The organism is Nostoc sp. WHI (assembly GCF_015714725.1).
Taxonomy (GTDB): domain Bacteria; phylum Cyanobacteriota; class Cyanobacteriia; order Cyanobacteriales; family Nostocaceae; genus Nostoc.
Map to the genome: position 1 here is coordinate 1 of NZ_WBKM01000215.1, position 21899 is coordinate 21899.

28 protein-coding genes are annotated in these 21899 nt (G+C 41.2%); 23 read left to right on the plus strand and 5 right to left on the minus strand.

Annotation, left to right across the window (positions count from 1 at the left end; genetic code table 11):
• From F8S12_RS21285 to F8S12_RS21330, 10 genes are all read left to right on the plus strand, one after another.
• Window positions 1–1017 (plus strand): ParM/StbA family protein (locus tag F8S12_RS21285; protein ID WP_196518191.1); only part of this gene is annotated, 1017 nt, incomplete at its 5' end.
• Window positions 1018–1021: 4 nt separating this feature from the next.
• Window positions 1022–1261, plus strand: a complete 240-nt coding sequence (locus F8S12_RS21290) for a hypothetical protein (RefSeq protein WP_196518193.1) — start codon at window positions 1022–1024, stop codon at window positions 1259–1261.
• Window positions 1262–1372: 111 nt separating this feature from the next.
• Window positions 1373–1564, plus strand: a complete 192-nt coding sequence (locus F8S12_RS21295; protein WP_196518195.1) for a hypothetical protein — start codon at window positions 1373–1375, stop codon at window positions 1562–1564.
• Between the two features lie 23 nt (window positions 1565–1587).
• On the plus strand, window positions 1588–1761 hold the full coding sequence (locus tag F8S12_RS21300; RefSeq protein WP_196518197.1) for a hypothetical protein: 174 nt from the start codon (window positions 1588–1590) through the stop codon (window positions 1759–1761).
• A 40-nt stretch (window positions 1762–1801) separates the two neighbouring features.
• A complete protein-coding gene (locus F8S12_RS21305) occupies window positions 1802–2104 on the plus strand; it encodes a hypothetical protein (protein WP_196518200.1) in 303 nt (100 codons plus the stop codon).
• Window positions 2105–2117: 13 nt separating this feature from the next.
• On the plus strand, window positions 2118–2834 hold the full coding sequence (locus F8S12_RS21310) for a hypothetical protein (RefSeq protein WP_196518202.1): 717 nt from the start codon (window positions 2118–2120) through the stop codon (window positions 2832–2834).
• Between the two features lie 31 nt (window positions 2835–2865).
• Complete coding sequence (locus tag F8S12_RS21315) at window positions 2866–3423, plus strand: hypothetical protein (protein ID WP_196518204.1); 558 nt, start codon at window positions 2866–2868, stop codon at window positions 3421–3423.
• Entirely contained in the window at window positions 3420–3632 is a 213-nt protein-coding gene (locus F8S12_RS21320) for a hypothetical protein (RefSeq protein WP_196518207.1), read from the plus strand. The genes F8S12_RS21315 and F8S12_RS21320 overlap by 4 nt, the downstream gene beginning before the upstream one ends.
• The gene (locus tag F8S12_RS21325; protein WP_230968174.1) at window positions 3616–5286 is read left to right on the plus strand and encodes a hypothetical protein; all 1671 of its coding nucleotides are present in this window, start codon (window positions 3616–3618) and stop codon (window positions 5284–5286) included. Before F8S12_RS21320 ends, F8S12_RS21325 begins: the two co-directional genes overlap by 17 nt.
• Window positions 5287–5881: 595 nt before the next feature.
• A complete protein-coding gene (locus tag F8S12_RS21330) occupies window positions 5882–6052 on the plus strand; it encodes a hypothetical protein (protein WP_196518209.1) in 171 nt (56 codons plus the stop codon).
• 88 nt (window positions 6053–6140) lie between these two features.
• Here the strand turns inward: F8S12_RS21330 and F8S12_RS21335 are convergent, their stop codons facing one another.
• A complete protein-coding gene (locus F8S12_RS21335; RefSeq protein ID WP_230968175.1) occupies window positions 6141–6314 on the minus strand; it encodes a hypothetical protein in 174 nt (57 codons plus the stop codon).
• A gap of 340 nt (window positions 6315–6654) precedes the next feature.
• Between F8S12_RS21335 and F8S12_RS21340 the strand changes: the two genes are divergently transcribed.
• Complete coding sequence (locus F8S12_RS21340; RefSeq protein WP_196518213.1) at window positions 6655–6906, plus strand: hypothetical protein; 252 nt, start codon at window positions 6655–6657, stop codon at window positions 6904–6906.
• 19 nt (window positions 6907–6925) lie between these two features.
• Window positions 6926–7393, plus strand: coding sequence for a hypothetical protein (locus F8S12_RS21345; protein ID WP_196518215.1), 468 nt, complete (start codon window positions 6926–6928; stop codon window positions 7391–7393).
• Window positions 7394–7974: 581 nt separating this feature from the next.
• On the opposite strand, the gene F8S12_RS21350 is transcribed toward F8S12_RS21345, so the two are convergent.
• Entirely contained in the window at window positions 7975–9201 is a 1227-nt protein-coding gene (locus tag F8S12_RS21350; RefSeq protein WP_196518217.1) for a hypothetical protein, read from the minus strand.
• A 61-nt stretch (window positions 9202–9262) separates the two neighbouring features.
• Here F8S12_RS21350 and F8S12_RS21355 point away from each other — a divergent pair, with 61 nt between their 5' ends.
• A complete protein-coding gene (locus F8S12_RS21355) occupies window positions 9263–9712 on the plus strand; it encodes a hypothetical protein (protein WP_196518219.1) in 450 nt (149 codons plus the stop codon).
• A 120-nt stretch (window positions 9713–9832) separates the two neighbouring features.
• The gene (locus F8S12_RS21360; protein WP_331001424.1) at window positions 9833–10327 is read left to right on the plus strand and encodes an EVE domain-containing protein; all 495 of its coding nucleotides are present in this window, start codon (window positions 9833–9835) and stop codon (window positions 10325–10327) included.
• A gap of 126 nt (window positions 10328–10453) precedes the next feature.
• Here F8S12_RS21360 and F8S12_RS21365 read toward each other — a convergent pair whose 3' ends face one another.
• A complete protein-coding gene (locus tag F8S12_RS21365) occupies window positions 10454–11140 on the minus strand; it encodes a hypothetical protein (RefSeq protein ID WP_196518221.1) in 687 nt (228 codons plus the stop codon).
• Between the two features lie 225 nt (window positions 11141–11365).
• Complete coding sequence (locus tag F8S12_RS21370; RefSeq protein WP_196518223.1) at window positions 11366–11533, minus strand: hypothetical protein; 168 nt, start codon at window positions 11531–11533, stop codon at window positions 11366–11368.
• Window positions 11534–11577: 44 nt separating this feature from the next.
• On the opposite strand from F8S12_RS21370, the gene F8S12_RS21375 reads away from it, so the two are divergent.
• The 6 genes from F8S12_RS21375 to F8S12_RS21400 all read left to right on the plus strand — a co-directional run bounded on the left by F8S12_RS21375 (window position 11578) and on the right by F8S12_RS21400 (window position 19540).
• Window positions 11578–15033 carry a serine/threonine-protein kinase gene (locus F8S12_RS21375; RefSeq protein WP_196518225.1) on the plus strand — a complete coding sequence of 1152 codons (3456 nt, stop codon included), beginning with the start codon at window positions 11578–11580 and terminating at the stop codon, window positions 15031–15033.
• Window positions 15034–15054: 21 nt separating this feature from the next.
• Window positions 15055–16584 carry a phospholipase D-like domain-containing protein gene (locus tag F8S12_RS21380; protein ID WP_196518227.1) on the plus strand — a complete coding sequence of 510 codons (1530 nt, stop codon included), beginning with the start codon at window positions 15055–15057 and terminating at the stop codon, window positions 16582–16584.
• 156 nt (window positions 16585–16740) lie between these two features.
• Window positions 16741–17025: a hypothetical protein gene (locus F8S12_RS21385; RefSeq protein ID WP_196518228.1), complete on the plus strand. Its 285-nt coding sequence runs from the start codon at window positions 16741–16743 to the stop codon at window positions 17023–17025.
• Window positions 17026–17045: 20 nt separating this feature from the next.
• Window positions 17046–17204 carry a hypothetical protein gene (locus F8S12_RS21390; protein WP_196518230.1) on the plus strand — a complete coding sequence of 53 codons (159 nt, stop codon included), beginning with the start codon at window positions 17046–17048 and terminating at the stop codon, window positions 17202–17204.
• Between the two features lie 72 nt (window positions 17205–17276).
• A complete protein-coding gene (locus F8S12_RS21395; RefSeq protein ID WP_196518232.1) occupies window positions 17277–19136 on the plus strand; it encodes a hypothetical protein in 1860 nt (619 codons plus the stop codon).
• Window positions 19124–19540: a hypothetical protein gene (locus F8S12_RS21400; RefSeq protein WP_196518234.1), complete on the plus strand. Its 417-nt coding sequence runs from the start codon at window positions 19124–19126 to the stop codon at window positions 19538–19540. The genes F8S12_RS21395 and F8S12_RS21400 overlap by 13 nt, the downstream gene beginning before the upstream one ends.
• Window positions 19541–19671: 131 nt before the next feature.
• On the opposite strand, the gene F8S12_RS21405 is transcribed toward F8S12_RS21400, so the two are convergent.
• The gene (locus F8S12_RS21405) at window positions 19672–19830 is read right to left on the minus strand and encodes a hypothetical protein (protein ID WP_196518236.1); all 159 of its coding nucleotides are present in this window, start codon (window positions 19828–19830) and stop codon (window positions 19672–19674) included.
• A gap of 226 nt (window positions 19831–20056) precedes the next feature.
• Here F8S12_RS21405 and F8S12_RS21410 point away from each other — a divergent pair, with 226 nt between their 5' ends.
• From F8S12_RS21410 to F8S12_RS21420, 3 genes are all read left to right on the plus strand, one after another.
• Complete coding sequence (locus F8S12_RS21410) at window positions 20057–21049, plus strand: tyrosine-type recombinase/integrase (RefSeq protein WP_196518238.1); 993 nt, start codon at window positions 20057–20059, stop codon at window positions 21047–21049.
• A gap of 105 nt (window positions 21050–21154) precedes the next feature.
• Window positions 21155–21640, plus strand: coding sequence for a PIN domain-containing protein (locus F8S12_RS21415; RefSeq protein ID WP_196518240.1), 486 nt, complete (start codon window positions 21155–21157; stop codon window positions 21638–21640).
• Window positions 21624–21848, plus strand: a complete 225-nt coding sequence (locus F8S12_RS21420) for a hypothetical protein (RefSeq protein WP_196518256.1) — start codon at window positions 21624–21626, stop codon at window positions 21846–21848. Before F8S12_RS21415 ends, F8S12_RS21420 begins: the two co-directional genes overlap by 17 nt.
• Window positions 21849–21899 lie beyond the last annotated feature (51 nt).

The following is a 21899-nucleotide window of genomic DNA, read 5'->3' on the forward strand; positions in this document are numbered from 1 at the left end:
GCAGGGTATGGCAAGGCAATCATCGGTGATTTTTCGCTCATGATGCCAGCCGCATATTCACTTGTTCGCAACCGAAACATCATGCATCACGAAACCATCTCAAAAGATGGGGCATGGGTGCGTTATGTAGAAGGTTCGCGGCTTGACTTAAAAGATGTTCAGTTCTTTTGGGGAAGTGCAGCGATCGCTCAAGCAGATCACACCCTGTTACACGAAGATAAAGCCAAAAAAGCAGAATTGGCATTAGAAAGCATTCTTGCAGACTTAGCCGTTCTGAATATTCCCTCCTCCTTCAAACTATCAATTAGTTTGAGCAACCATAACCCGGAACGCTGGGGCCAAGAGATTAAACGCCGAGTTGAAGGGACTCACACCTTTGAACATCTGCACCCTGTAACTCGTTCCATTGTCACCAAGACAGTTGAAATCGTAGTCACAGGCATTTATCCCGAAGGTTTTGGAAGCATTGCCCACTGCTTATTTGGTGAAGCATCCCTAATGCTTGACCCCTCAGAATTAGCGATCGCACTCGATATCGGTTCATCAACTTGGTTAATTACCGTGTTTAACGGCAGTGGTGCAGTGATTGACCGGCATCTAATTGAGGGTGGAGCGGGTGAACTGCACACCATGATTGCAGAAGCTCTCGACAAGCGAAACGACCGAGTGAGTCTGCTATCCAAGGATGTGAAACACTCACCCAGCTTGGTGAACCAGGGTATTCTCGAAGGAACCTTCACTTATGGAGGCAACCACCTGACAGGCAAGAAGTTCGAGGCAGAGTACAGCCAATGTCTTGATGAATGGTGGAGTAGCAGGATCGAGAAATTCGCCAACTTCGTGACATCTGGTAATTACCTTGATAGAGCGAAATACCTCGTCGCTTGGGGTGGGGGTGTTGACTTGCCAGTAGTGGATCAGAACCTCGCCTCTTTGGGTTTTGTGGTCTTGAAAGATCCCCAGTTCATCAATGCAATGGGGTTGCAATTATTAAGCGAAATATCAATTGGAGCCTAAATAAATGAACTACGAATCTCGGCGTATAACCATCAGCTATCTAGCGGTTCGGGAATTATGTCAAATGTTTGATTTACCTCAAGACGTGGCTACACAAGCATTATCAGCAGGTGTAGAGAAGCTGATTTTTCAACATGGAAATGTGCTTGCATCGCCCAAAGCAGAAACAGTCCAAGTTCAATCTACCCAGCCTAATAAATTAGCACTTGGCGCAATGGCCAATGGTTTCAAAGGGGCAGCATGAAGCGATGTCTACGACGGGCTACGCCAACGCCTAGCCGACCAAAGCAAGCAATCGCTCCACTCTGAAATGTATCTTCCGCCGCAAAACGATTTGTACTTAAGGATTCTAACAATGGCACTTAATTATAACAATCCCAACGACTGGGGCAAATCACCGTTAACGGATCGCGCACTTCGGATAGAGCGACTGAAAGCAGAGCTTGATGCAGATAACGAGGCGGCACTGACAAAGCCAGAAATAATCGAAATTACCAAAGAATCGAATCCCGCTATTTGGGAACTACTGCAACCTCCATCTGACTAAGATAATTAACTCCAAAAACAACTATGCAAAAGCCAGATTACGAAAATACCGCAAAGCTGCTTCTGATTGCTGGATTCTCACCGGAATTAGTAAAGGTAAGCTATGAAGTTTCTAAAAAAGGCGGCAACGCGACCAGCGATGAGCAAGAAAAATTAGACGAATTGAAAGCTGAAATTCTTGCTCGTATGAAACGTTAAAGCTGAGTCAACAAACTAATATCTTTTGAGGAGATAAATCATGTCAAAACCAATTGGTTTTTTTACATCAACAATGCCGGGGGATGGTTCGTATTTGGATGACCTTCAATCTGTGTATGGAAGTACGTTTGAAAAGCTTGGCAGAACAGAGAAGCTTCTGATTTTAGAAAGTGTGGTGAAAAATCTCATAGTAGCCGAGACAGCAATACACGGGCTTAAGTCCAGCGCAGAAGCAATAGCTCACGCTTCTAGTATCACCCCAGGTATCCGAGAATCAGTAGGAATAAATGAGCATCTGGGACTGGCAGAAGCTTTGATTAATCAACTTAAATATCAGCATTAGGGGAGGCGAACTAATGGACTTTGCAATACGCAATCCGGTAATGGGGCATAGTTCCCATATTGATGAAAAGGCGCAAGCATGGGGAGGATTTGAGTCTGACATTCTGGGCTACCTCAGCGATATAAACAAGCTCGAACAGTTCGCAGATTATGCCAATAATGCCCAGGAACTATCTGATAGATTAGAGCCATTTCTGGACAATGCCAAGGTTGTCTTCGAGGCAATGGAGAAGTTGACAAAAGGGCAAGTTTCTTGGACAGAACTTCGTAAACAATACGGTTCTCATGTTGCGGGTGCGATTGGTAAAATCCGTAAGCTCAATGGAGAATTCGACTTAGAAATGAGTCGCATAGATGCTCAAGACAGAAGTGATCTATTACGGATTGACCAAAAACGTAAACACGCACTAACCGAAGTCGCAGCCCAATTACATCAAGATTTACAAGCTGAATTGTGGAGACATGAAAACAAGATTAGTGGGATAGAAAATAGACAAACCGTGCAAGCTGAACGCCAAGCTATCACAGCAGGATTAAGAGAGAAACGCCAAGAATTATTAGCTCGTGCAAGATACGGTTCACGGGCATTAGAACCCAACCAAGCACCACAAGAAGTAATACCATTTCAATCCCAAAGTTATGCACCTAGCTCTAGTGTTTCTGCAACTGGAACGGTCAGGGTATGGGGATCGAGGCTGGGTAATTTGTGGCAGAAGTTGGGCGATAGATAAATAGTAATTAATTAGTAAAAGGATACGGCTGATGCTTGTAAGGAAGCAGAATAATGATTCCGAGAGCGTTAGCCCTTTTTCATTTCAAGGGCTGACACAAACTCCACAGCAACAACAGCAGCAGCAGAAACAACCTGAACCATCCCCGCCATTGCAAGAAAATAATAGAGGTCGGACATTTAGGCGCACTGGTAATGTTTGCGAAATAGTGGGTGGCAGCTGCTTGAATAGTGCAATCATTTTCACCTTTCATCTGTTGCAAGTTCACCCAGTTGGAATGTTCTTAGCTGTTGGCACTGCACACCTATACTTTAGTGCTACTGCAACAGGTGAAGGGTTTGATAAGTTTGTGACTAATTTAATGACTGGTTGCAGTGCATCGTTAGCGTTACTGTGTGCGCTTTCAGAGCCTATTGGGGAGTGGGATGAAGCGAGAACTTCCACTGGTACAGCTAATACTTCAATTCAAACGATGTATAAGCCAAAAGCGAAAACAGATCATTATTTAAGTTTGGACAGTGGTGCAGGAGTAGCGATAGTCGTAGCAGTATTAATGATTTTTCTATTTAGTGGTAGGAGAGGTAAATGAAAAAAATATTCTTCACTCAAAGCACTCAACAATCACAAAACTTTTTTGACCTATGTGTAGGTATTCTTGTTTTTATTATTGTGGTTCTCACTTTCTGGCTTGGCAATACTAAACCTATTCCCGGCACTGGGAATACTCCACCCAAAACTAACTTAGAACCTTCTACTGTTGCTCCTTACTCGAAATACAATAATGAATTACTTAACTGATAAGCATAAACAGTTATCCGAGTCACAACAGTCGGGTTTAATGCTCTGGTTCGGTGGATTGTCAATGGATCGGAAAGCTATTGCAATTGGGCTGAGTTTAACTGTTGGTCTTGGCTCAGTCGCAATGGCGTGGCAGGGAACGAGTAGCGATCGCATTTACTTTTGTATTAAAAACCCACAAAAAAGATTGACCTGTGAGGACAAGAATGGTAGACCCTTTCGCATGACTCCCTACTACTGGGAAGAATGGAAACTTAAAGGAATGCCCCGACAAGTTGTGAAAGACCCAGCGATGGGAGTTCAAGGATTAGTCAAAGCCACTAACAAAAATAAACCCATTTGGGCATTCGGTGGATTTATCGGATTTGCACTTGCTGGGTGGATGCTAAGGCACTGCCAAGATGAGGAGAAGCAGAGAGCCGTATTTGAAGATATTACCCAAAAGCGGGATGCAGCAAAAGCAGAAATGGCTGCACGTTCTGAGCTACTAGAGAGTTACAGAGATGTTGCGATCGCAGAAGTTCAACTACAAGCTGACCTGGATTTAGTCGCCAACGATCGCACTGTAGATATTCAAAAAGCTGAGATTTACGCCCAAACCGAAATTAAAGTTACCCAGATGGATGCCCAGGATGTAATCTTTGAGGCAACCACTGCTGGGATGACCGAAGAACAAAAGGCAGAATATATTAAGCAATTGCGAGAGATGAAAACGCCGTATCTGCAAGGGAGCCAGAGTTTGGGGCAGACGATTGATCCAAAGGATAAAGTAGAAGATTCCGAGCCTGTTCCGATCGCAGATAATAACGCAGCTTCGCCCGATGCCTGGGTACAAAACTTAGTCAAACAAACCTGTTTAATCTGGGGTAATCAAGGCGGCGGTAAAAGTTGGCTAGCTCGTTACGTTGCTAAACAGAAAAAAGAGGCAGGTTATCGAGTAATTGTTTTAGATCCAGATTCTAACCGCAGTGAATGGCGAGGGGTTGAAAGTTATCACTCATGGTCGGAGATTGAACAACAGATACGCGATTATGTTAGTCAGATTGAGGAACGGTTACAAACCTTCAATAATTCATCTTTAAGTGAGGAACGGTGGAGAGAGAAACTTTGGAGGGAGGGCAAAGCTTTATCTCTCATCTGTGAGGAGGCTACCACATACAGCGACTTCATTAAAGATGCAGAACTGTTAGAGAAATTTGGGAAGCTGGCACTGACTAAATCTCGCAAACAAGAGATGCCATTAACTGTAGTGGCTCACAACAATACTCAGTCCTGTATGTTTGGCATTAAGGGATTACACAATCTGGTTTCTAAAATGCTTCAGGTTGAATGTTTGGCAGAAGTAGATTTAGTCACACTGCAACCAAAATCTACTGGTTTTGCAAAGGTCAAGCTTGATAGCTCTAGCCAATGGCTTGATGTCAGTCTGCCCAAAATGAGTGCGAAAATATCTGACTTTGGTACAAGCAATCGCCCAGTCAGCGAAGAGGATCGGGAATCGCTAGAAAAGCTTTACCGTAGCCTAGAGTTCCCGGAGACTAAGGCAGACAGCGCCGAAATAGCGAAATTGCCAAGCGAAACGACGAAACAACCAATTGATGAGGACTCTAGCACCACTGAGCCACGTTTCACCAGACTTAATTTGAGCCGCTAACAGGCTATTTCTGAGATTAAAAGGCTGCGAAACGAAATGAAATTGAGCCAGACTAACATCATCAAATTCCTTTGGGATGCAAAGCCTGGGGAGAACGAAACCTACCGAAATGCTGTTTCAGAGTACAAGGAGTTAATAGGGTAGACGCGGGTCTGTCTCACTAGATGCTTGCATACTATCGAAATCAGCCCAAATCAGACAGAGCGGACAGGATTAGACAGAATCCTTGTACAGTCAGGGACAGAGCAGACAGAGAGGCAGACAGACCTCGGACAGACCTCTTTGAGCAGACAGATATTTTTACACGCGGATAGGACTGAAAAATTAGTTACCTTTTGGAGTTTTCAATGTACGACATTCACAAAAAATCAATCCCAACAGAGCATAACCATGAAATAGGCTATGCCAGTAATTATCATCTTCAGAATTTGACTTGGGCGGAACATATTTCAATTTGTCCAGGACAGGAAATATATTCTGGCTCGATGTATGTAGAGGTAAGCGGCGAAATTTGCACTACATACAAATATCCCTATCAATATAAAGAAGAAAGCCCGTGCTTGTATGAGGTAATAAGATATGTCGGGAAAAGCAAATGAATATTTTTGTTAGGTTTATTTTTAGGTTGCTGCCTAATGAATTTCTTGAGGAAATTAACGATGTGGCGATGGATGAATTGGGTGAACGTGGGTTGATTATCTGGCAAGATGATATCGACAGTGGCGCTGTTGCTTGGGAAGAAGATGTAATTGAAACCCTGGAATAGACCAAAAACATTTTCCCGAAATCGGGAATATTTTACCAGCCACCTTGGGTAATTCTGGGTGGCTTTCTGTTTTCAAGCGGTCGATAAATTATTCAGGCTTAGGTGCATCTACATCAGGATAAAGAGTGCGATACTGTAGCCACTGTTGTCGATAAAACTCTATCCCAGCCTGAGTAATAACCAATTTATTTAAGTGCTTCCCATCTTTCCAGTAGCCAACTTCCTTTACTAATCCACCAGCTTGATAATCTCGCAATCTCAACCAAGTCCACTGCCAACTAAACCCAGCGTAATCCCCAAAGGTTAGTCCACTATCTAGCCCTAATTTGCCAGCTTGATAGGCGGTACAAAGTGCTGACCACTGACTTGTACAATCTTCAATAATTTTTTAAACTAAACTTAATATGTTAATAACATTCTAATAACAGTTTTATTACCTAATCTTTAACTTTTTGACTTAATCTGTACTTGTTAAAACACCAGCCCATAACCCTTTTTTCGTCAGTTTCCAAAATAACTCCATAAATCATGTTCTGCTGTGGTTCCAGCATGAGCTTGATATCGTTTTTACTCTTTCATATATATTCAAGGAATAAAGGCTCATGAAAAAGTTAATCCCGTTCTTAGTAATTTGTATCGCTCCTTTCATCTCTATAGAAAAGAGCGAAGCACTGACAAGCGCAACGTGTAGCTGGTCTGGAAGAATTGGGTATGCATGGTACAATCGACCACCTAATGTAGCTCTTCCTGGTGGGGAGATAGACGAAGCGATCAGGATTGCAGCATTTTATGCATACCTTCCACTGACTCGGTATAATATTGCCAACTTTTGTAGCTACCGAACATTTAACTAAAATTTCTAGAAAGCGCATTATGAAAGTCCATTATTTTTCAGCATTAGTCGGTGGAATTTTGCTTGCACTCGCAACGCCAATACTCACTTACGGTCGAACGGCAGTAACCGTTGATGAGAATCCAACGCCAGTAATCGTTGATGAGAATCCAACGCCAGTAAACGATGATGGTCTAGATGGGGGAACGGACTTGAACGAGCTTCCCACAGAGCTGCGCCAGACCGCACAAGAATTGCTCAACGAAATTTCGACGAAGAATGATCCCTTTCCCAATTTCCCAGAGGGTGGAGGAGGGAGTTCAAACCTGAACGCCCTTCCCACAGAGCTGCGCCAGACCGCACAAGAATTGCTCAACGAAATTTTATCTCGTCCAAGCTGTGAGACTGATACCCTTACACCAGGATTAACTGCAACTCAACCAGAATTAGATGCAACTACCCTGCGATCATCCATTTCAACCAGTACTTGTAACATCCTGCAATTATAAATGCCCAAACCTACAATCAAGACCTGAGCAAGCCAGGATTATTTACAACTATAATTTCATTTGAACCAGGATTAATTGCAACTGAGCCTGCATTATCTGCAACCAACCTGCAATCATCCGTTTCGACCAGGATTATTTGCAAATATACCTAACGCTTTGCCAGGACTGAGTTGTAAGGATTAACAGGCGTTTGTCAAAAAACTCATTTCAGAATTGGATAAATTAACTTTCAATGCTAGGAGTGCGATCGCTCATTAAGTCCAAGTCTGCATAAATATATTCCCGTTTCGGGAAAATTTGACCAACCATCTTGGCTAATCCTGGGATGGTTTTCTATTTCATTGAGAGGTATTTACTCATTCTTTTGGTGGCGTTTTTGCATCTGCCTCTATTTGAGCAATAAACCGATCCAGCGCTCTAGACGCGGCTCTAAACTGAGGTGACGTGCTGACGAAGTTGCCCCTTTAAGAACGCAATCGCTCTTTGGGATTTACCTTCGCGTATCGTCAGCACTAGCACTCCAGGCGACTGATATCAACAAGGAATTTTATATAATATATTCCAGCTTCTCTTGATGACACTCACCAATCATTTCGCCAATAGCCACCTACTTTCTCTGGTGAAACTTTAGGGATACTCCTGACAGGAACAAACTCGTAGCGCTTTGCATTAGTTAGAATCTCCTCTGGGATTTCCGGTAGCCAATGTCCCCAGCGATCATACATTTGTCTGGGCATTGGCTTGACGTAAACTCCGTCGCGCTTGCGTAACTCTTCTAAATCCTCGATATGTCCTTTTGGTTTACTGAAGCCCAGTATTCCTTTGTCAATATCCCAAAAATGCGCCCAGCCGATGCCTTTGCAGGAAACCTCAAAACCACGTTCGGTAAGTGCGTTTAACATTTCGGTTTCAGCAGTGCGGGACATCGTGGCTTTGAGGACAAAACTATTTGTGTGCGATCGCAACAGGTCATCTTTGACCAAATTAGCCACTTCTGCCATTGTTTGGTAAACGGTATAGATGGCTTTGTGGACAGCGTTGAATGCCATACCGCAGTAAATCACATTAGGATTTACTTTTGTTTCCGATGAACCTGTGGCAGGGTTGAACTGGTAGTATTCTAGTTTATGGCTACCGATGATTTCTAACATCCGACATCTAAACCACTTGGGGATCTGTGGGCTAATCTCGCGCAGTCGTTTCATTGCGCCACCGTCGCCCTGGAAATACGGTTGACCATATTCTCCAGGGTCACTCAATAGCATGGTTTGCTGGTTTATGAATGCTGTAAAATGTGCAGACTCGATATCTAATTCAATCGCGTAACCCTGCGGCTGTGGAGCTAGGTAGAGGTAATGCCAGTGGCTAGCATTGCCCAGTAGGTCGTAATTAAAACCATGTTCCTGGTCTAGTCTTTGGACTTGAGCCAATTCATCCATTTCTAATAGTTGTGGACGAGTTTCCACCAAATAGTAATATCTGTTCCCGTACCTTCTGGTCTGCTTATTCATCGGTAACTTTAAGACGTGACGAATGAAAGCCTTAACCAATCTTTCTGGACTCATTTTATCAGTGGTGAATTCTTCAGGCTTTTGACTAATTGCTCCAAATAGCTCTGCTAGTGCTTCGGTTTCAAGTCTTATTTGTTGATGTTGTCTATCTGGTTTCCACCACCAGATAACTTGACTACCATGTTTGATGGTGATCGTGTCCTGAGAGTCGTATAATTCTGCACCTATCCCTAGTTCTCTACATACTCTTACATGGCACCAGTAATCGGTGCGGAGTTCGTAGTTTTGCTCACACATAATTAAATTACACCTTCCTATCGAAAAATGGTATAGTTGATATATACACAGCTATACAGCTATGCGAAAACAGACCAATTACAAACTTCCCGAAGAGTTAATTACAGCTCTTCAGGAAAGAGCAGCAGTAGAACGAACTACCTCTACAGATTTAGTTATTCAAGCGCTAAACTCGTTTCTGAGCAATTCAGAAGCAGACGTTCCGCGTATATCGGATAGTATACCTGATCTAGTGCAACGTATAGAACAGTTAACCCAAAGATTAAATCAGCTTGAGTCCAGCAAAAATATCAACTTCATGAGTAATTCCCCTTTGTCTGAGGCTCATGGAATACATATTGGTATAGATAGTGACATAACCCTCCGTCCAACTGATTCACAAGAGCCGTTTGCAGATTTGATAAAAATGATTGAGGAACTTGTCTTACAAAACCAAAAGTTGTGCCAACGAGTTACTACTCTGGAAGACTTGATACAAAGTCCAATTGCCAAGGCTGATCACACATATTGAGTAATTCTGGAATAATCATCGTTGGATATCACCAGCAGTTCAAGTTCGTAGTATCTAATCACAAAAAATAGAGAAAGAGATGGTAGATTAGAAAGTTTGTATATCCATAATCTGGCAGAGATGAATTATTGGCTGATGAAGTCAGAACCAGAAGTTTACAGCATTGCTGATCTTCAACGGGAGTGTGAGACTATCTGGGATGGTGTTCGCAACTATCAAGCTCGGAACTATCTGCGCCAAATGCAGCTTGGAGACTTGGCTTTTTTCTATCACTCCAATACTAACCCTCTTGGTATTGCTGGGCTAATGCGTGTAGTGAAAACGGGTATTGCTGATCCGACCCAGTTTGATCCAAACAGTATTTATTATGATCCGAAATCCAGTATCGAATCCCCGCGCTGGCAAACAGTTATAGTGGAATTCGTTGAAACTTTTTCCAGCCCCATTTTACTATCAACACTCAGGGAAAAGTTTAGCTCTGAGGAATTAATGGTGGTCAGATCAGGAAATCGATTATCGGTGCTTCCGATCTCTGAAGCAGTGGCTAAGAAAATTATGGCGATCGCGGATAGAAGCGCGTATGATATGTCGCTTTTCTTCGGAGAAGGGAATTAATGGAAACTTGCTATGCCTGATGGCAAGACCGTTCGTGCGGCGTAGCAAACAAAAGCTAGTCTAGACAGTACAAAACTCGCTCAACTTGATGCTGGGCGAGTCTCAGCTTATTTAGCTGACACAAGTTTAGCCTTGTATTCTGGCTCTATTCAGTGCTTGTTCATCGACAACAATTTGTCCGTCAGTATGCACCCATCGCCACAAGCCCTGCAAGAAGTTCTCGTCAGGAAAGTCGCCTATTGTGACGATATCCAAAAGTTCAGCCCCGCTACCTTCACTACGAATGTACCGCAGTGGTTGATCATTGAAAGTTCCGATAATTTGCTTAGGGATTTTTGAAGCATTGATCAGGATATCGCCCAAGTGTTTCTGAAAAGCTGGTAAACCGCCTAACGGTTTCCAATGTTGATGAAACGTATACATCCTGTTTTCATCAAATAATCTATGTGCTAAACCATCAAAGACAATATCTTCATAGCCAAAAACCTCTATGTAACCAGGGAGTTTTTCCCAATCAAAATTGTTCTTAGGCATCCAAATGGCTTTTACTATGCGATATATATTCCATTCAGCTTCTTTATTGTGATACACTTCATCGTCTAATAATTCTACAATGTGAGTTACTCTCGCTCCTTGTATCAGTAGCATTAGATCACCCTTGAGAGGTTCTTCAGCATTAAGTTTATCTTTATAATTACGCCAGTGTAGACAAAAAATATTCGTTCCGGGAATAGCCATATCATTAGGATCACTGTAAGCCCAACGCCCTTGATCTTTCACGTTCTTCAACCACTTCAACTGTGATAAATCCATAAATTATTATCGGGATAAATTTTCTTGAAAATACTGCTTACTTGTCAAACATGACCCAGAATTCCGTAAACTGCTAGGCTTGTCCAACCCTATATATAAATTGCCCAAGATCAAGCCTAGTGATATAGAAACCTGATATAGAAACAATACTTCTGGGAATACTAAAGCTAAATAAAGGTATCTTCCTAGCCTCATACTAAACTAAGGGCTATGTTATGAATGGCACTAAGTTAAGCTGAATGGTAGGCAGCGTAAGGATTGCAGAGGGGCAGGGGTGCAGAGGGGAATTTCTAAATATCCGTTCGTATTGCCTAAAACTTCTTCTTTCTCCCCTGCTCCTCCGCTCCTCTGCACCCCTGCTGCCTCAACGATTGTCCCTTTTCTTAGTGCCATTCGGCTATGTTACAAATAAAAAAACCTCTACGGGTTGTAAAGTTATGTCGCCAGTTCGCCTGATCAACAATCGTTATGCTCTATCTCCCCAACCGCGCTCTGGTGGAATGGCTGATGTCTATCAGGCAAGCGATATGCTCGACGATCTGCGACGGGTTGCAGTGAAAGTATTTAAGCATGGGCAGATTGAAGGCGATATCTTAGAAGAGTCCTTCAGACGTGAAACCCAAGCACTCAAAGAATTAAAGCATCCGGGAATCGTAGAACTTCTTGATTCAGGCAAGGATGAAAGTACAGGTGAGTATTTCCTTGTTTTGGAGTGGATGGAGCAAGACTTGGCAAAATTGTTGAAAGAGTCTGCATTAGATGGATGGGATTCTTTTTGGCAAAATGTGGCTTTTCCTGTATTACAAGCTCTGGCTTTCTCCCACAATCGTAACTATAGCCACCGAGATATCAAGCCCAATAACATTTTAATTAGTAGCGACGGTAAACCAAAACTCGCCGACTTTGGAATATCTAAGCTCAGAAGCTACTTTCGACCTAGCGTTACTCTGAGGGAGTTTGTATCTCGTCCCTTCACACCACCAGAACCTGATGATGGCTCTTATCCTTACACCAGGGATGTCTTCAGTTTTGGTGTACTAGTGCTTAAGTGCTTAACAAAGGTAGACATTAGCGATTATGATGCCATATCTCAAGGGGTGGTGGAATTTAATTCACCACCGGAAATTGTGGAGATAATAGAACGTGCTGTTTCCTTAGATCCAGCAGAACGCCAACACAATGCAGAGGTGTTGTTGCTAGAACTTGATACTATCCAAAGAAAGCGATCGCAAATACTGTTAACTAAAAAACGTGCTTGTTATCTAAGATTAACTCGAAATGCTTTGAAAAATCTTAATAATGAACTTCAGACATCTGAAGCTGAAATTCTAAATGTTATTCTAGAGGATTTGAATACAGCTTGTGGAATCAATCGTTACAGAAAATTTAGCGCACAATCTCCTGAAGAAGAATTTCCCGAAGGTCACTATTCTATTTTTGGTGTTAGTTATAAATATCATGTAGCAGTAGGGGAAGAATACGTTGATATCATTAATGCCTATTCTGCCTCTAGTGCTAGTCTTGAAAAAAGTCGAGAAAAAGCTTGGATTCCTCCCTACGAATTCAAGTTTGGTAGACCACTATTCATGTCTGAAGCCGTAGACGCTATTACAGACATTGGAAATGCAGTTGAAGAATACGAAGCTGATCTGCGACAAACAAAAGTGGAAGCTGAAAAAGAAAGATTATTCCACGTTTGGTCTAATATTCTTCGAGCTAAAGCTGATTGGGAAAAAAACAGAGAAAAGCCAATTAAATATACCGACTTTACTCGTGATGGGAAGCATCTTATCTTTGAAATCTCAGAAATTCCAGATAAAGATATAGCAGGACAACCCCGACATATTATTAACAAAAAAGGATTTAGTATTTTAGGGGGAGATGTTGTTGAAGTCCAAGAAGCTAGTGACAGGTTAATTCTCTATGTGAAACATGGACAACCAGATAGAGCGCCAAGATCAGGTGAGCTAGTTTTTGATATTCGTGCCACTGAAACAGCATTAAATCGGCAAAAATACGCGCTAGATGCAATTAGATTTGACCGTGCAGTTCGGGCTGATATGCGTCAATTAATTGTCAATTCTCAAGAAGTCAAGCATCCAGAAATATCTGGAGACATAGAGTGTTTTCAATCTCTGAATGAATCACAAAAAGAGGTTGTAGAAGCAGCATTAACAACACAAGATTTTCTTCTAGTTCAAGGTCCACCAGGTACGGGAAAGACAACTTTTATTACAGAAATAGTTATCCAAACTCTTCTGCAAAACCCAGAAGCCCGAATCCTGTTGAGTTCACAAACTCATGTAGCCTTGGATAATGCACTAGAACGGATTCAAGACCAAAACCTTGACTTAAAGTTGTTACGCCTTGGTAATCATGAACAGGTTTCAGAAAATATTCACTCTCTATTGTTAGAAGAACAAATGCAAAAATGGAGAGAACAGGCTGTAACTACAAGTAAAAATTTTATAACAGAGTGGTCTACTAAAAGAGGTGTTTCTCCGGAAGAATTAGAAAAAGCTATTTTATTTCAAGACCTAAAAACTCTAGTCACAAAGCTTAATGAATTAAAAACAGAAGCAACAACTCGCCAACAAGAATTATATGAAATTTACCCTATAAACTATGACATAGATAATCCCAAATTACCAGATAAACAAAAAATCCCCAAAGACAAAAGAGATGAATTTCAGCGTCTTACAAGTGAACTTGAAGAATTGCGAGAAGAACAAAAACAAGCACGAGAGCAACATAAAGCCAAAGCCCAGCGTCTTCAAGAACTCACAGGAATTGCTAAAGATGACTTATTAAAACTCAATGCTAATCAACTAGAAGCAAAGAGCAATCAGTTGATTGACCCTCATGCTCCAGATGCTAAAATGTTACAACAACTAATTAGTATTCAAGCCGAGTGGTTTGACTGTTTTGGTCGCAATGAAAAATTTAATGACCCACTGATCAAACGTTCTGATGTAGTAGCTGGAACTTGTATTGGAATTTCAAAATACATTCAAGATACAGAATTTGACCTTTGCATTATCGATGAGGCATCAAAGGCTACAGCAACAGAAGTATTAGTTCCGATGTCGAGAACTCGGCGATGGATACTTGTTGGTGATCCAAAACAACTTCCACCCTTCCAAGATGAAGTCAGCCGCAATGCAGAGTTTTTAGAGAAATATGATTTAACTGAAGATGACATCCGAGAAACTTTATTTGACAGACTGCTAACAACACTCCCTGACAGTTGTTGTAAGATGTTAAAAATTCAGCATCGGATGGTTGAGCCAATTGGCAATCTAATCAGTGAGTGCTTTTATCAAGGTGAACTGAAAAGTGCCAGAAAAGATATAGATGCAAATTTGGCTAAAGTTTTACCAAAACCAGTAACTTGGTTGACAACTTCTAATCTGCCAAATTATCAAGAGCAACGTGCTAATTCCAGTTATAACAATAGCTGTGAGTCTCGAGCTATTATTCATCTGCTTCGCAAAATTAATACAATGGCAGAAGTAGCAGAAAAAACCTATAGTGTGGCAGTATTAAGTGGATATTCAGCACAATTAAAATTGCTGAGTCGCGGAATTAATACAGAATTAAACAATTGGCAAAGATTAACCATTAGGTGCGCTACAGTTGACGCATTTCAAGGAAGTGAAGCTGATATAGCTGTATACTCTATCACTCGTTCAAACAACAAAGGGGAAATAGGTTTTCTTAAAGATGAAGCGCGACTAAATGTTGCTTTATCTAGAGGCAGAGTTGGCTTAGTGCTTGTGGGAGATCATCATTTTTGTCGGAGTTCAAAAAATAATCCTTTATACCAAGTATTAGATTACATTGAACGTCATCCTGAAAATTGTAGCTTAATGGAAGCGATGAATGGTAAGTAAATAAAATAGGTAAACCAAATCATGAATTTAGACAATTTTATCTCTCTCTCAGCCAATGAACTGCTGCGTTACAATAGAACAGGTTTCGATTTAGTAGCCTGCAAAGAGGTGGGTTTACCTGTTTATAAAGTAACTATTGAAGCTTTAATACAACTACGTAAGCCGATACCCCCAATAGAGGAATTTGTATTAAAGGCTATTGATGCTGGGCTGAATTCAGAAGAAGATATTAGTGCTTTCCTTGGTATAGAAAAGCAAATTTTAAAAGATGCAATGGTCAATTTAAGAATGAGTGAAAATATTGACCTTATAGCTCCTGATGATTCTCGGTTACAAGTTTGGAAATTGACTAAAAAAGGTATTACAACTCTCCAAGAAGCTAAAATTATTGTTCCAGAAGAGCGTACATTTGATATAGATTTTGATGGATTATTACGATATCCACGCTGGTATGGCAGCAATTCATACTTTTTAAAACACAAGGATTTACGAGAGCAAGAAATCCTAGAGATTGATCCGTTTCCAAATAAACCTCCAGAATTATCTGATATCAAACTTAAAGACGTAGATGGAATTATTCGTCAAATTGAGGGATCTAGTAAAGCCAGATTTAAAGAAGAGAAAGATTTACTAGCATTAAAAGCAATTGAAAAAAGGCAGAGATTTTTTGAAAAAGCCTTGGCACTCATATATAAAGCCAAAGATAGTGATGATGTTCAGGTGGCATTTTTAATTGATGATGTAATTTCCAGTGAACATGAAGCTGCTTTTGCTCGTTCTAATGGAATTAAAAAACTTCGCATTGTCGAAACTCTAAAAGAAAGCTCACCCAGGAAATTAGCTGAAGAAATTTTAGGACGTGATTTTGTCACTCAAGCTCCACTAGAAAAAATTGAAGCTATAAAGGAAGAAGTTTATACTAGTCAAGCAAAGATTGAAGCTGAAATAGAGATAACTCAAAACAACCTTGAACAAACTGAAAATGAAGAAGAAAAAATTATTTTTGAGCAGCAACTTCAATCTGCACAACAACAAATCGAGCAACTCCAGGCACAGCTAAATTCCCTCCTAACTTCGGTTCCTATGCGTTGGTTGGAAATGCACGAACACCGTCCGCTTCTGGAAAAGGCTCTTCGTGATACCCAAGAAAGTTTGATGATTATTTCACCTTGGATTCGAGCTAGTTCTGTAAATAAACGATTTCTTGCAGATTTTGAAAATCTCCTCAAGCGGGGAGTGCAAGTTTACATTGGATACGGTTTGGGAAAAGACGATAACGATAAAAAGTATCCAGCCGATATCCAAGCTGAGAAGACAATACAACAATTAGCCAGTCAGTACAAAAATAATTTCCAGATCAAACGTTTGGGAGATACCCACGCGAAAATCCTCATTTCCGATACAAAATTTGCTGTTACCACAAGTTTTAACTGGCTATCCTTCCAAGGTGCAAGCGATCGCACATTCCGTGATGAACGGGGAACACTTGTATCCGAGCCAAAGAAGATTAATGAGCTATTCGAGAGCTATAGAAAGCGATTTGACGAGTAAAAGAGTTGATTTAATCGTACTAACCTTTGATTGCCCCTTTGTCAAAACTTGATATCAAAAGTGATATCAACGATTCATTAAATGGGGGTATTGACATGGCCTGATCTCTAAGTGGAAAGTTGCGATAATGGATGTTTTCAGTTTATGAAGGTTGTCATGTCTCCAAATGTTGGCATACAGAATAATTGGAAGCCTAAAGCATGGCGTGATGAATATTTAGAAAGGGAAATGTTCTCTTCGCCTGGACAACGGTGGTGGAATGCCTCAGAAAAAATGTGGGGACGCGATGTGCAAAATCAATTGGTTGTTGATGTATTTTCTGACGAAGGTAGAGAATTTATCAAATTCAGTAACGGTAAAGAGATCCTAGTAAAAACTGCATGGGTCTGGGGATGGGAACGATTGCTTGAATATTCCAGCCCAATATCTGTTTATCGATAATGGCTATCCGGGAATGCTCAATGTCAAATCGCCAAGAATTCCCGCAAGTAGTAACCTGGGGTGATGGGGTCGATGTCCCAGAGGAATCGATCGCAATCTCAGTCAATCAACGGCGAGATCGCATTTTTTACCAGCGGCATTCTTTTGGGAACTATATAAACGTCACCCAAAATTCATAAGTAGGGTAATTTCGTTTAGGGACTTCCAAAAAATATTTAATAAAGTACAAGTATATAGTTGTGTATAGCGAGATGAACTTCACCCCACACTGGCAACAAATCAGACAAATTTATCCAGAAGCACACGCATCTCTACAATGGGCAGCTGGTGGAATTTATCAGCAATCTAAGGAGACTGTGCCTATACCGCCAATTGATGAAGTTGATTTAAGTCCGGGGCTTGAACTTGGGTTTCTGAGAAGCGATAATGGCAAGGTAGGTTTTTCTGATCCAGCAGTTCGGCACGACTACTTAGTTCGTTATGCTGTGAATTTAGTAATAGCGGCTTGGGACGAACTTGAAAATTTTGCCAGTTTGTTTTATGAGATATACAGGTGTAGTATTCGCATAAATGTTGGTAGTCAAATCGGAGTTGCTGTATTGCTTGTACTTAACTCTGAATATAAAAAAGATTTAGTGGGTCGTGTAGCAGAAGTAGGCAGACTAGAAACATCAAGAGAAAAACGAAATAAATCAAGAGAGAAGATTTACGAATTTTTCTGCGATGCACTTCCAGAACTTGACCTTAAACTTGAATCTCTAGTGGATGTGTTTGAACTAATATTTCAAACCAATGCTGGACATAAGATATACTCAATTGTTGAGAATCTGGCTGCTCATTCTCAAAGCAATGCTGATTTTATATACAACAAGTTTGTAGTAGCTCAAGAGCCGCGTATAGTTTCGCTAGCTTTTTATGCTCTTCGAGGACTTGCCAAATTCAACCCTGACGAAGCCCATCGTCGCGCTCTTGTTTTGACAAATTCAGAACAATCAATACTTCGGCAGATAGGTATTGCTTTCCTGGGTGAGTTTAGTTACGAAACTAGCAAGCAGTCCGATCTACTGCAAGCCACTTTGGATAAATTCAATAGTTTCAAAGGAAAATTCAACGTAGAGACTGACCTTGTATTGCTACAAGCCTACGGCAATTTAGCAAATAAATCAGATGAAGCAGCAGCAATCCTAGTTGAATTTGCATCAAGTCAGAACCATGTTGTCCGAGAACAGTTGAGCAATATGTTGTTTCAGAAAGCGAGTGAAGCCTACAGTTGCTCGTGGTACAAAGAAGTACTTCTTCATTTAGTGCAGATACCTTCTTTCTCTACAGAAATGTTGGATAGCTTAGACTATTGTATCAACTACTGTTTAAAAAATGATCCCAAGACTGCCCTTCAACTAGTTGAGTTCATAGCATTAGGTTGGGATTATAGTTCTGGAGAACAAGCATCACTACCAAAACTTATTGATAGCACTTTTATTGAGCTACATAATAACCATCTCAACGCACTCAATAGTACAATCACACGCTGGTTTGCATCTCATAATAAACAATTGCACCTTGCTGGAAGTGATGTAATTCGTTTCTTTAATTCAATTCCAGTACATGAAAGTGATGACGATACAACGAAACTTGTTCACAAAAAAACAGCAAAAAATCGCCGTTCAATAACGCTCAATAAAGAAGTACTTGATACCCTTGATGAGCAAACAGTTGTCTGGGTGCTGTATAGGCTTGCAGGTTACATAACAGATATTGCTTCTCTTCCTGCACTTCTATTATCAGCACTAAACCGGGAAATATATTCGCTTAATATTGCTAGCTTGATAGTGGAATTTTTCAGTGAGTACGTACTTTACAATCACCCGCATGACGCTGGCGATTACCTCAAAAGCAGAATGAAAGATGATGATGTGACAGAAGCTGAACTCAATGTAATTCAGGAGGCATTAAATCGTTCTGAAGCTTATTTCGATGCGCGGCAAAAACTACCATATCTCAAGGAACTAAAACCTTCTTCACAGCAAACGTATCTTCTGCAATTAGCCAAGTGGAAGCAGCAAGATTTAATGATGAAAAAAGCAGAGCAAAATTCAGTATGCCCATGCTAGCTGGTTGGTATGCCGTGTTGAATCTTGCTAATGATTATAGAGCTTTCCAAGAAGCTGTTGCTCGAACTTTTACAAGCACTAATCTTCAGCTTTGGTTTCCAGACAAAGATACAGATAACTATTTGTACAGTACTAATGCAGGTTATGCCAGTGGGTTTAATTTCCACCCGTTTCGATTGCCACAGACATTAGATGAGCTTAAAACTTACATTATTCGTATTCACGAAAAATATCAAACTTACACAGACCTTTCCTGTCTTAGATGGCAGTTGCCTGTAATAGCCCTGATTGCAAGCCGCCACTTCCGAACCCCGATTATTCCTGCATATTGGCAGGCAAATGTCTGTGACCCACAACAGAATGGGGAAGAAAAACCTGAAGAGGAACTGAATAATCTAGATTAAATAATGTTGCAGCCCCCAAAGAAGAGATTGACTGGCAATTTTGGCAGGTAACCCGGGGTCAAACTGGGGGCTGGGGAAGAGTCCGCGATCGCTAATCATAGATTTATTCAATGTAGTTAACTAAATCAGCATTAAAAATCTAATAGATAAAACAGCAAGGAGGAGTGAGGACAGGTTATCGCATTTCGGCGTAACCGCCCATCTACGGTGGCGATCGCTTCACCACAGCGATCGGGACTCTCCTGAGTGAGCTTAGGGCAAAACCGCAATCTCCAGACTAAAAGCAGCATTATTACTTAGTCAAATCGTCAGCCCTTACACTTTCATCTAATTTAATTTCTCTTCATCGCCCTCTGGAATTGTCAATCAACTGACAAGAACTCGCCCCTGACCCACTCCCCCACTTGTTGCAAGATGGTGCGACAATAGGATTTTTCGCACCACTTAGAGCAAAAATCACGCTCTATTCAACTAAGATATAGCTTGAGTATTCAACTTCCCAATCTCTGCTGCGCTATGACATCGATCCATCCCGAAAACCTAAGCGTTCTCGAAAACTCACTTGCCCTAGCGATCGGTGAGGATTTTTCATTAGAGAATGACCCCGATGTGATCCAGCAGCTGATTGGTGATAAGCGGAGTGAAAACACTAAGCGCGAATACCAAAAAGACCTGAAAGATTTTTTTCTGTTCGTTGTTAAGAAAGAACCCAGCCGGGATTTGGTTTTGGAATTCCTTCACCTGGAACAACGTCACGCCGTTGCTGTGGTTCTCAAGTACAAAGCGCACCTGATTAAGAAAAAACTGGCAGAAGCTACGGTGAATCGTCGCCTCAGTGCTATCAAGTCAATGGTGGAGATGGGGCGACGCCTGGGAGTCTGCAATTTCTCCCTGGATGATGTCAAAGGTGAGAAGGTTGAAACCTACCGTGACACTATGGGTATTCCAGCCGAGGACTATGCCCAAGTCATAGCGCTGGTTGATCAGAACACCCTAAAGGGTAAGCGCGATTATGCACTACTGCGGTTACTCTGGGATAATGCCTTGCGCCGGAATGAGATAGTCAATTTGAATGTGCTTGACTTTAACGCCAAGGAAAAAACTCTCTTTATCCTGGGTAAAGGCAAGGGTAGCCAGAAGGAAGTTCTTGACCTATCGGACAGAACCGCCGACGCAATCGCCAGTTGGATCAAAGCAAGTAAGAAGAAACGTAGCAATGAACCGCTTTTCACCGTGCTGGCATACCACAAAAATGGATCGAGATTAACCGGGGAGGCAATCAGGCGACTGGTAGATGGGCTGTGCAAGCAAGCGGGAATTACTAAGAAGATGTCACCCCATCGCATCCGCCACAGTGCGATTACTACAGTATTGGATTTGAATAATGGCAACTACCGTGCTACCCAGCGATTCAGCAGACACGCCCAAGTGCAAACTGTTTTGAAGTACGACGATAACCGCCAGCGCTTGCAAAAGCAGATGAGTGACTCAATATCAGAATTGATTTAGGTAAGGCTCAAAAATTTAGATGTTGTTAGCCATAAAACAGGGCATGATGTAGAAATTACTCACTGGGTCAATCCGACTAAATTATAATTTATACGATTAAACACTATGAGCAAACAATATAAAATCTATCTTGATGCTTGTTGTTTGAATCGTCCGTTTGATGACCAGACACAACCCCGTATTTATTTGGAAGCACAGGCAGTTATGACAATTCTGAGTCAATGTCAATTAGGAACTTGGAAACTTATTAATAGCAGTGCTTTAATCGCTGAATTAAACCAAACACCTGATTTATCAAGACTAGAAAATGTCAAAAAATTACTTGGCATTGCTAAAATTAAAGTTATTAATAGTGCCTTCATTGAAAACAGAGCCGCCGAACTCCAACAATTAGGATTCTCCAGCTATGATGCCACCCACATCGCTAGTGCCGAAAGAAGTCAGACTGATGTATTTCTCACTACAGATGACAGACTCTTCAAAAAAGCTCAAAAAAACTCCCAATTAATTAACGTTTTGATTAATAATCCTGTTCAATGGCTGGCTCTTGTAATACAAGCCGAGGAAAGCAATGATGAAAACCCAACATGACATTATTAAACAGGGCTATGATGCCTTAATCAATTCTTTAGGAGTTGCCGATACTATTCGATTTATTCAATATTTTAGTCCTGGTAAAGGAGACTATACCAAAGAACGTCATCAATGGCTAGATGAAAAAACTTTGGTTGATGTGTTGGAGGAGATGAAAGAATTACCTTCAGAAGACACCAATCAATATGATGAAATTATTGAGTAGTGATTTAGAGAATCTTTGGATTGAGATTAGTCGTTATGAAAGTTGGAAAGT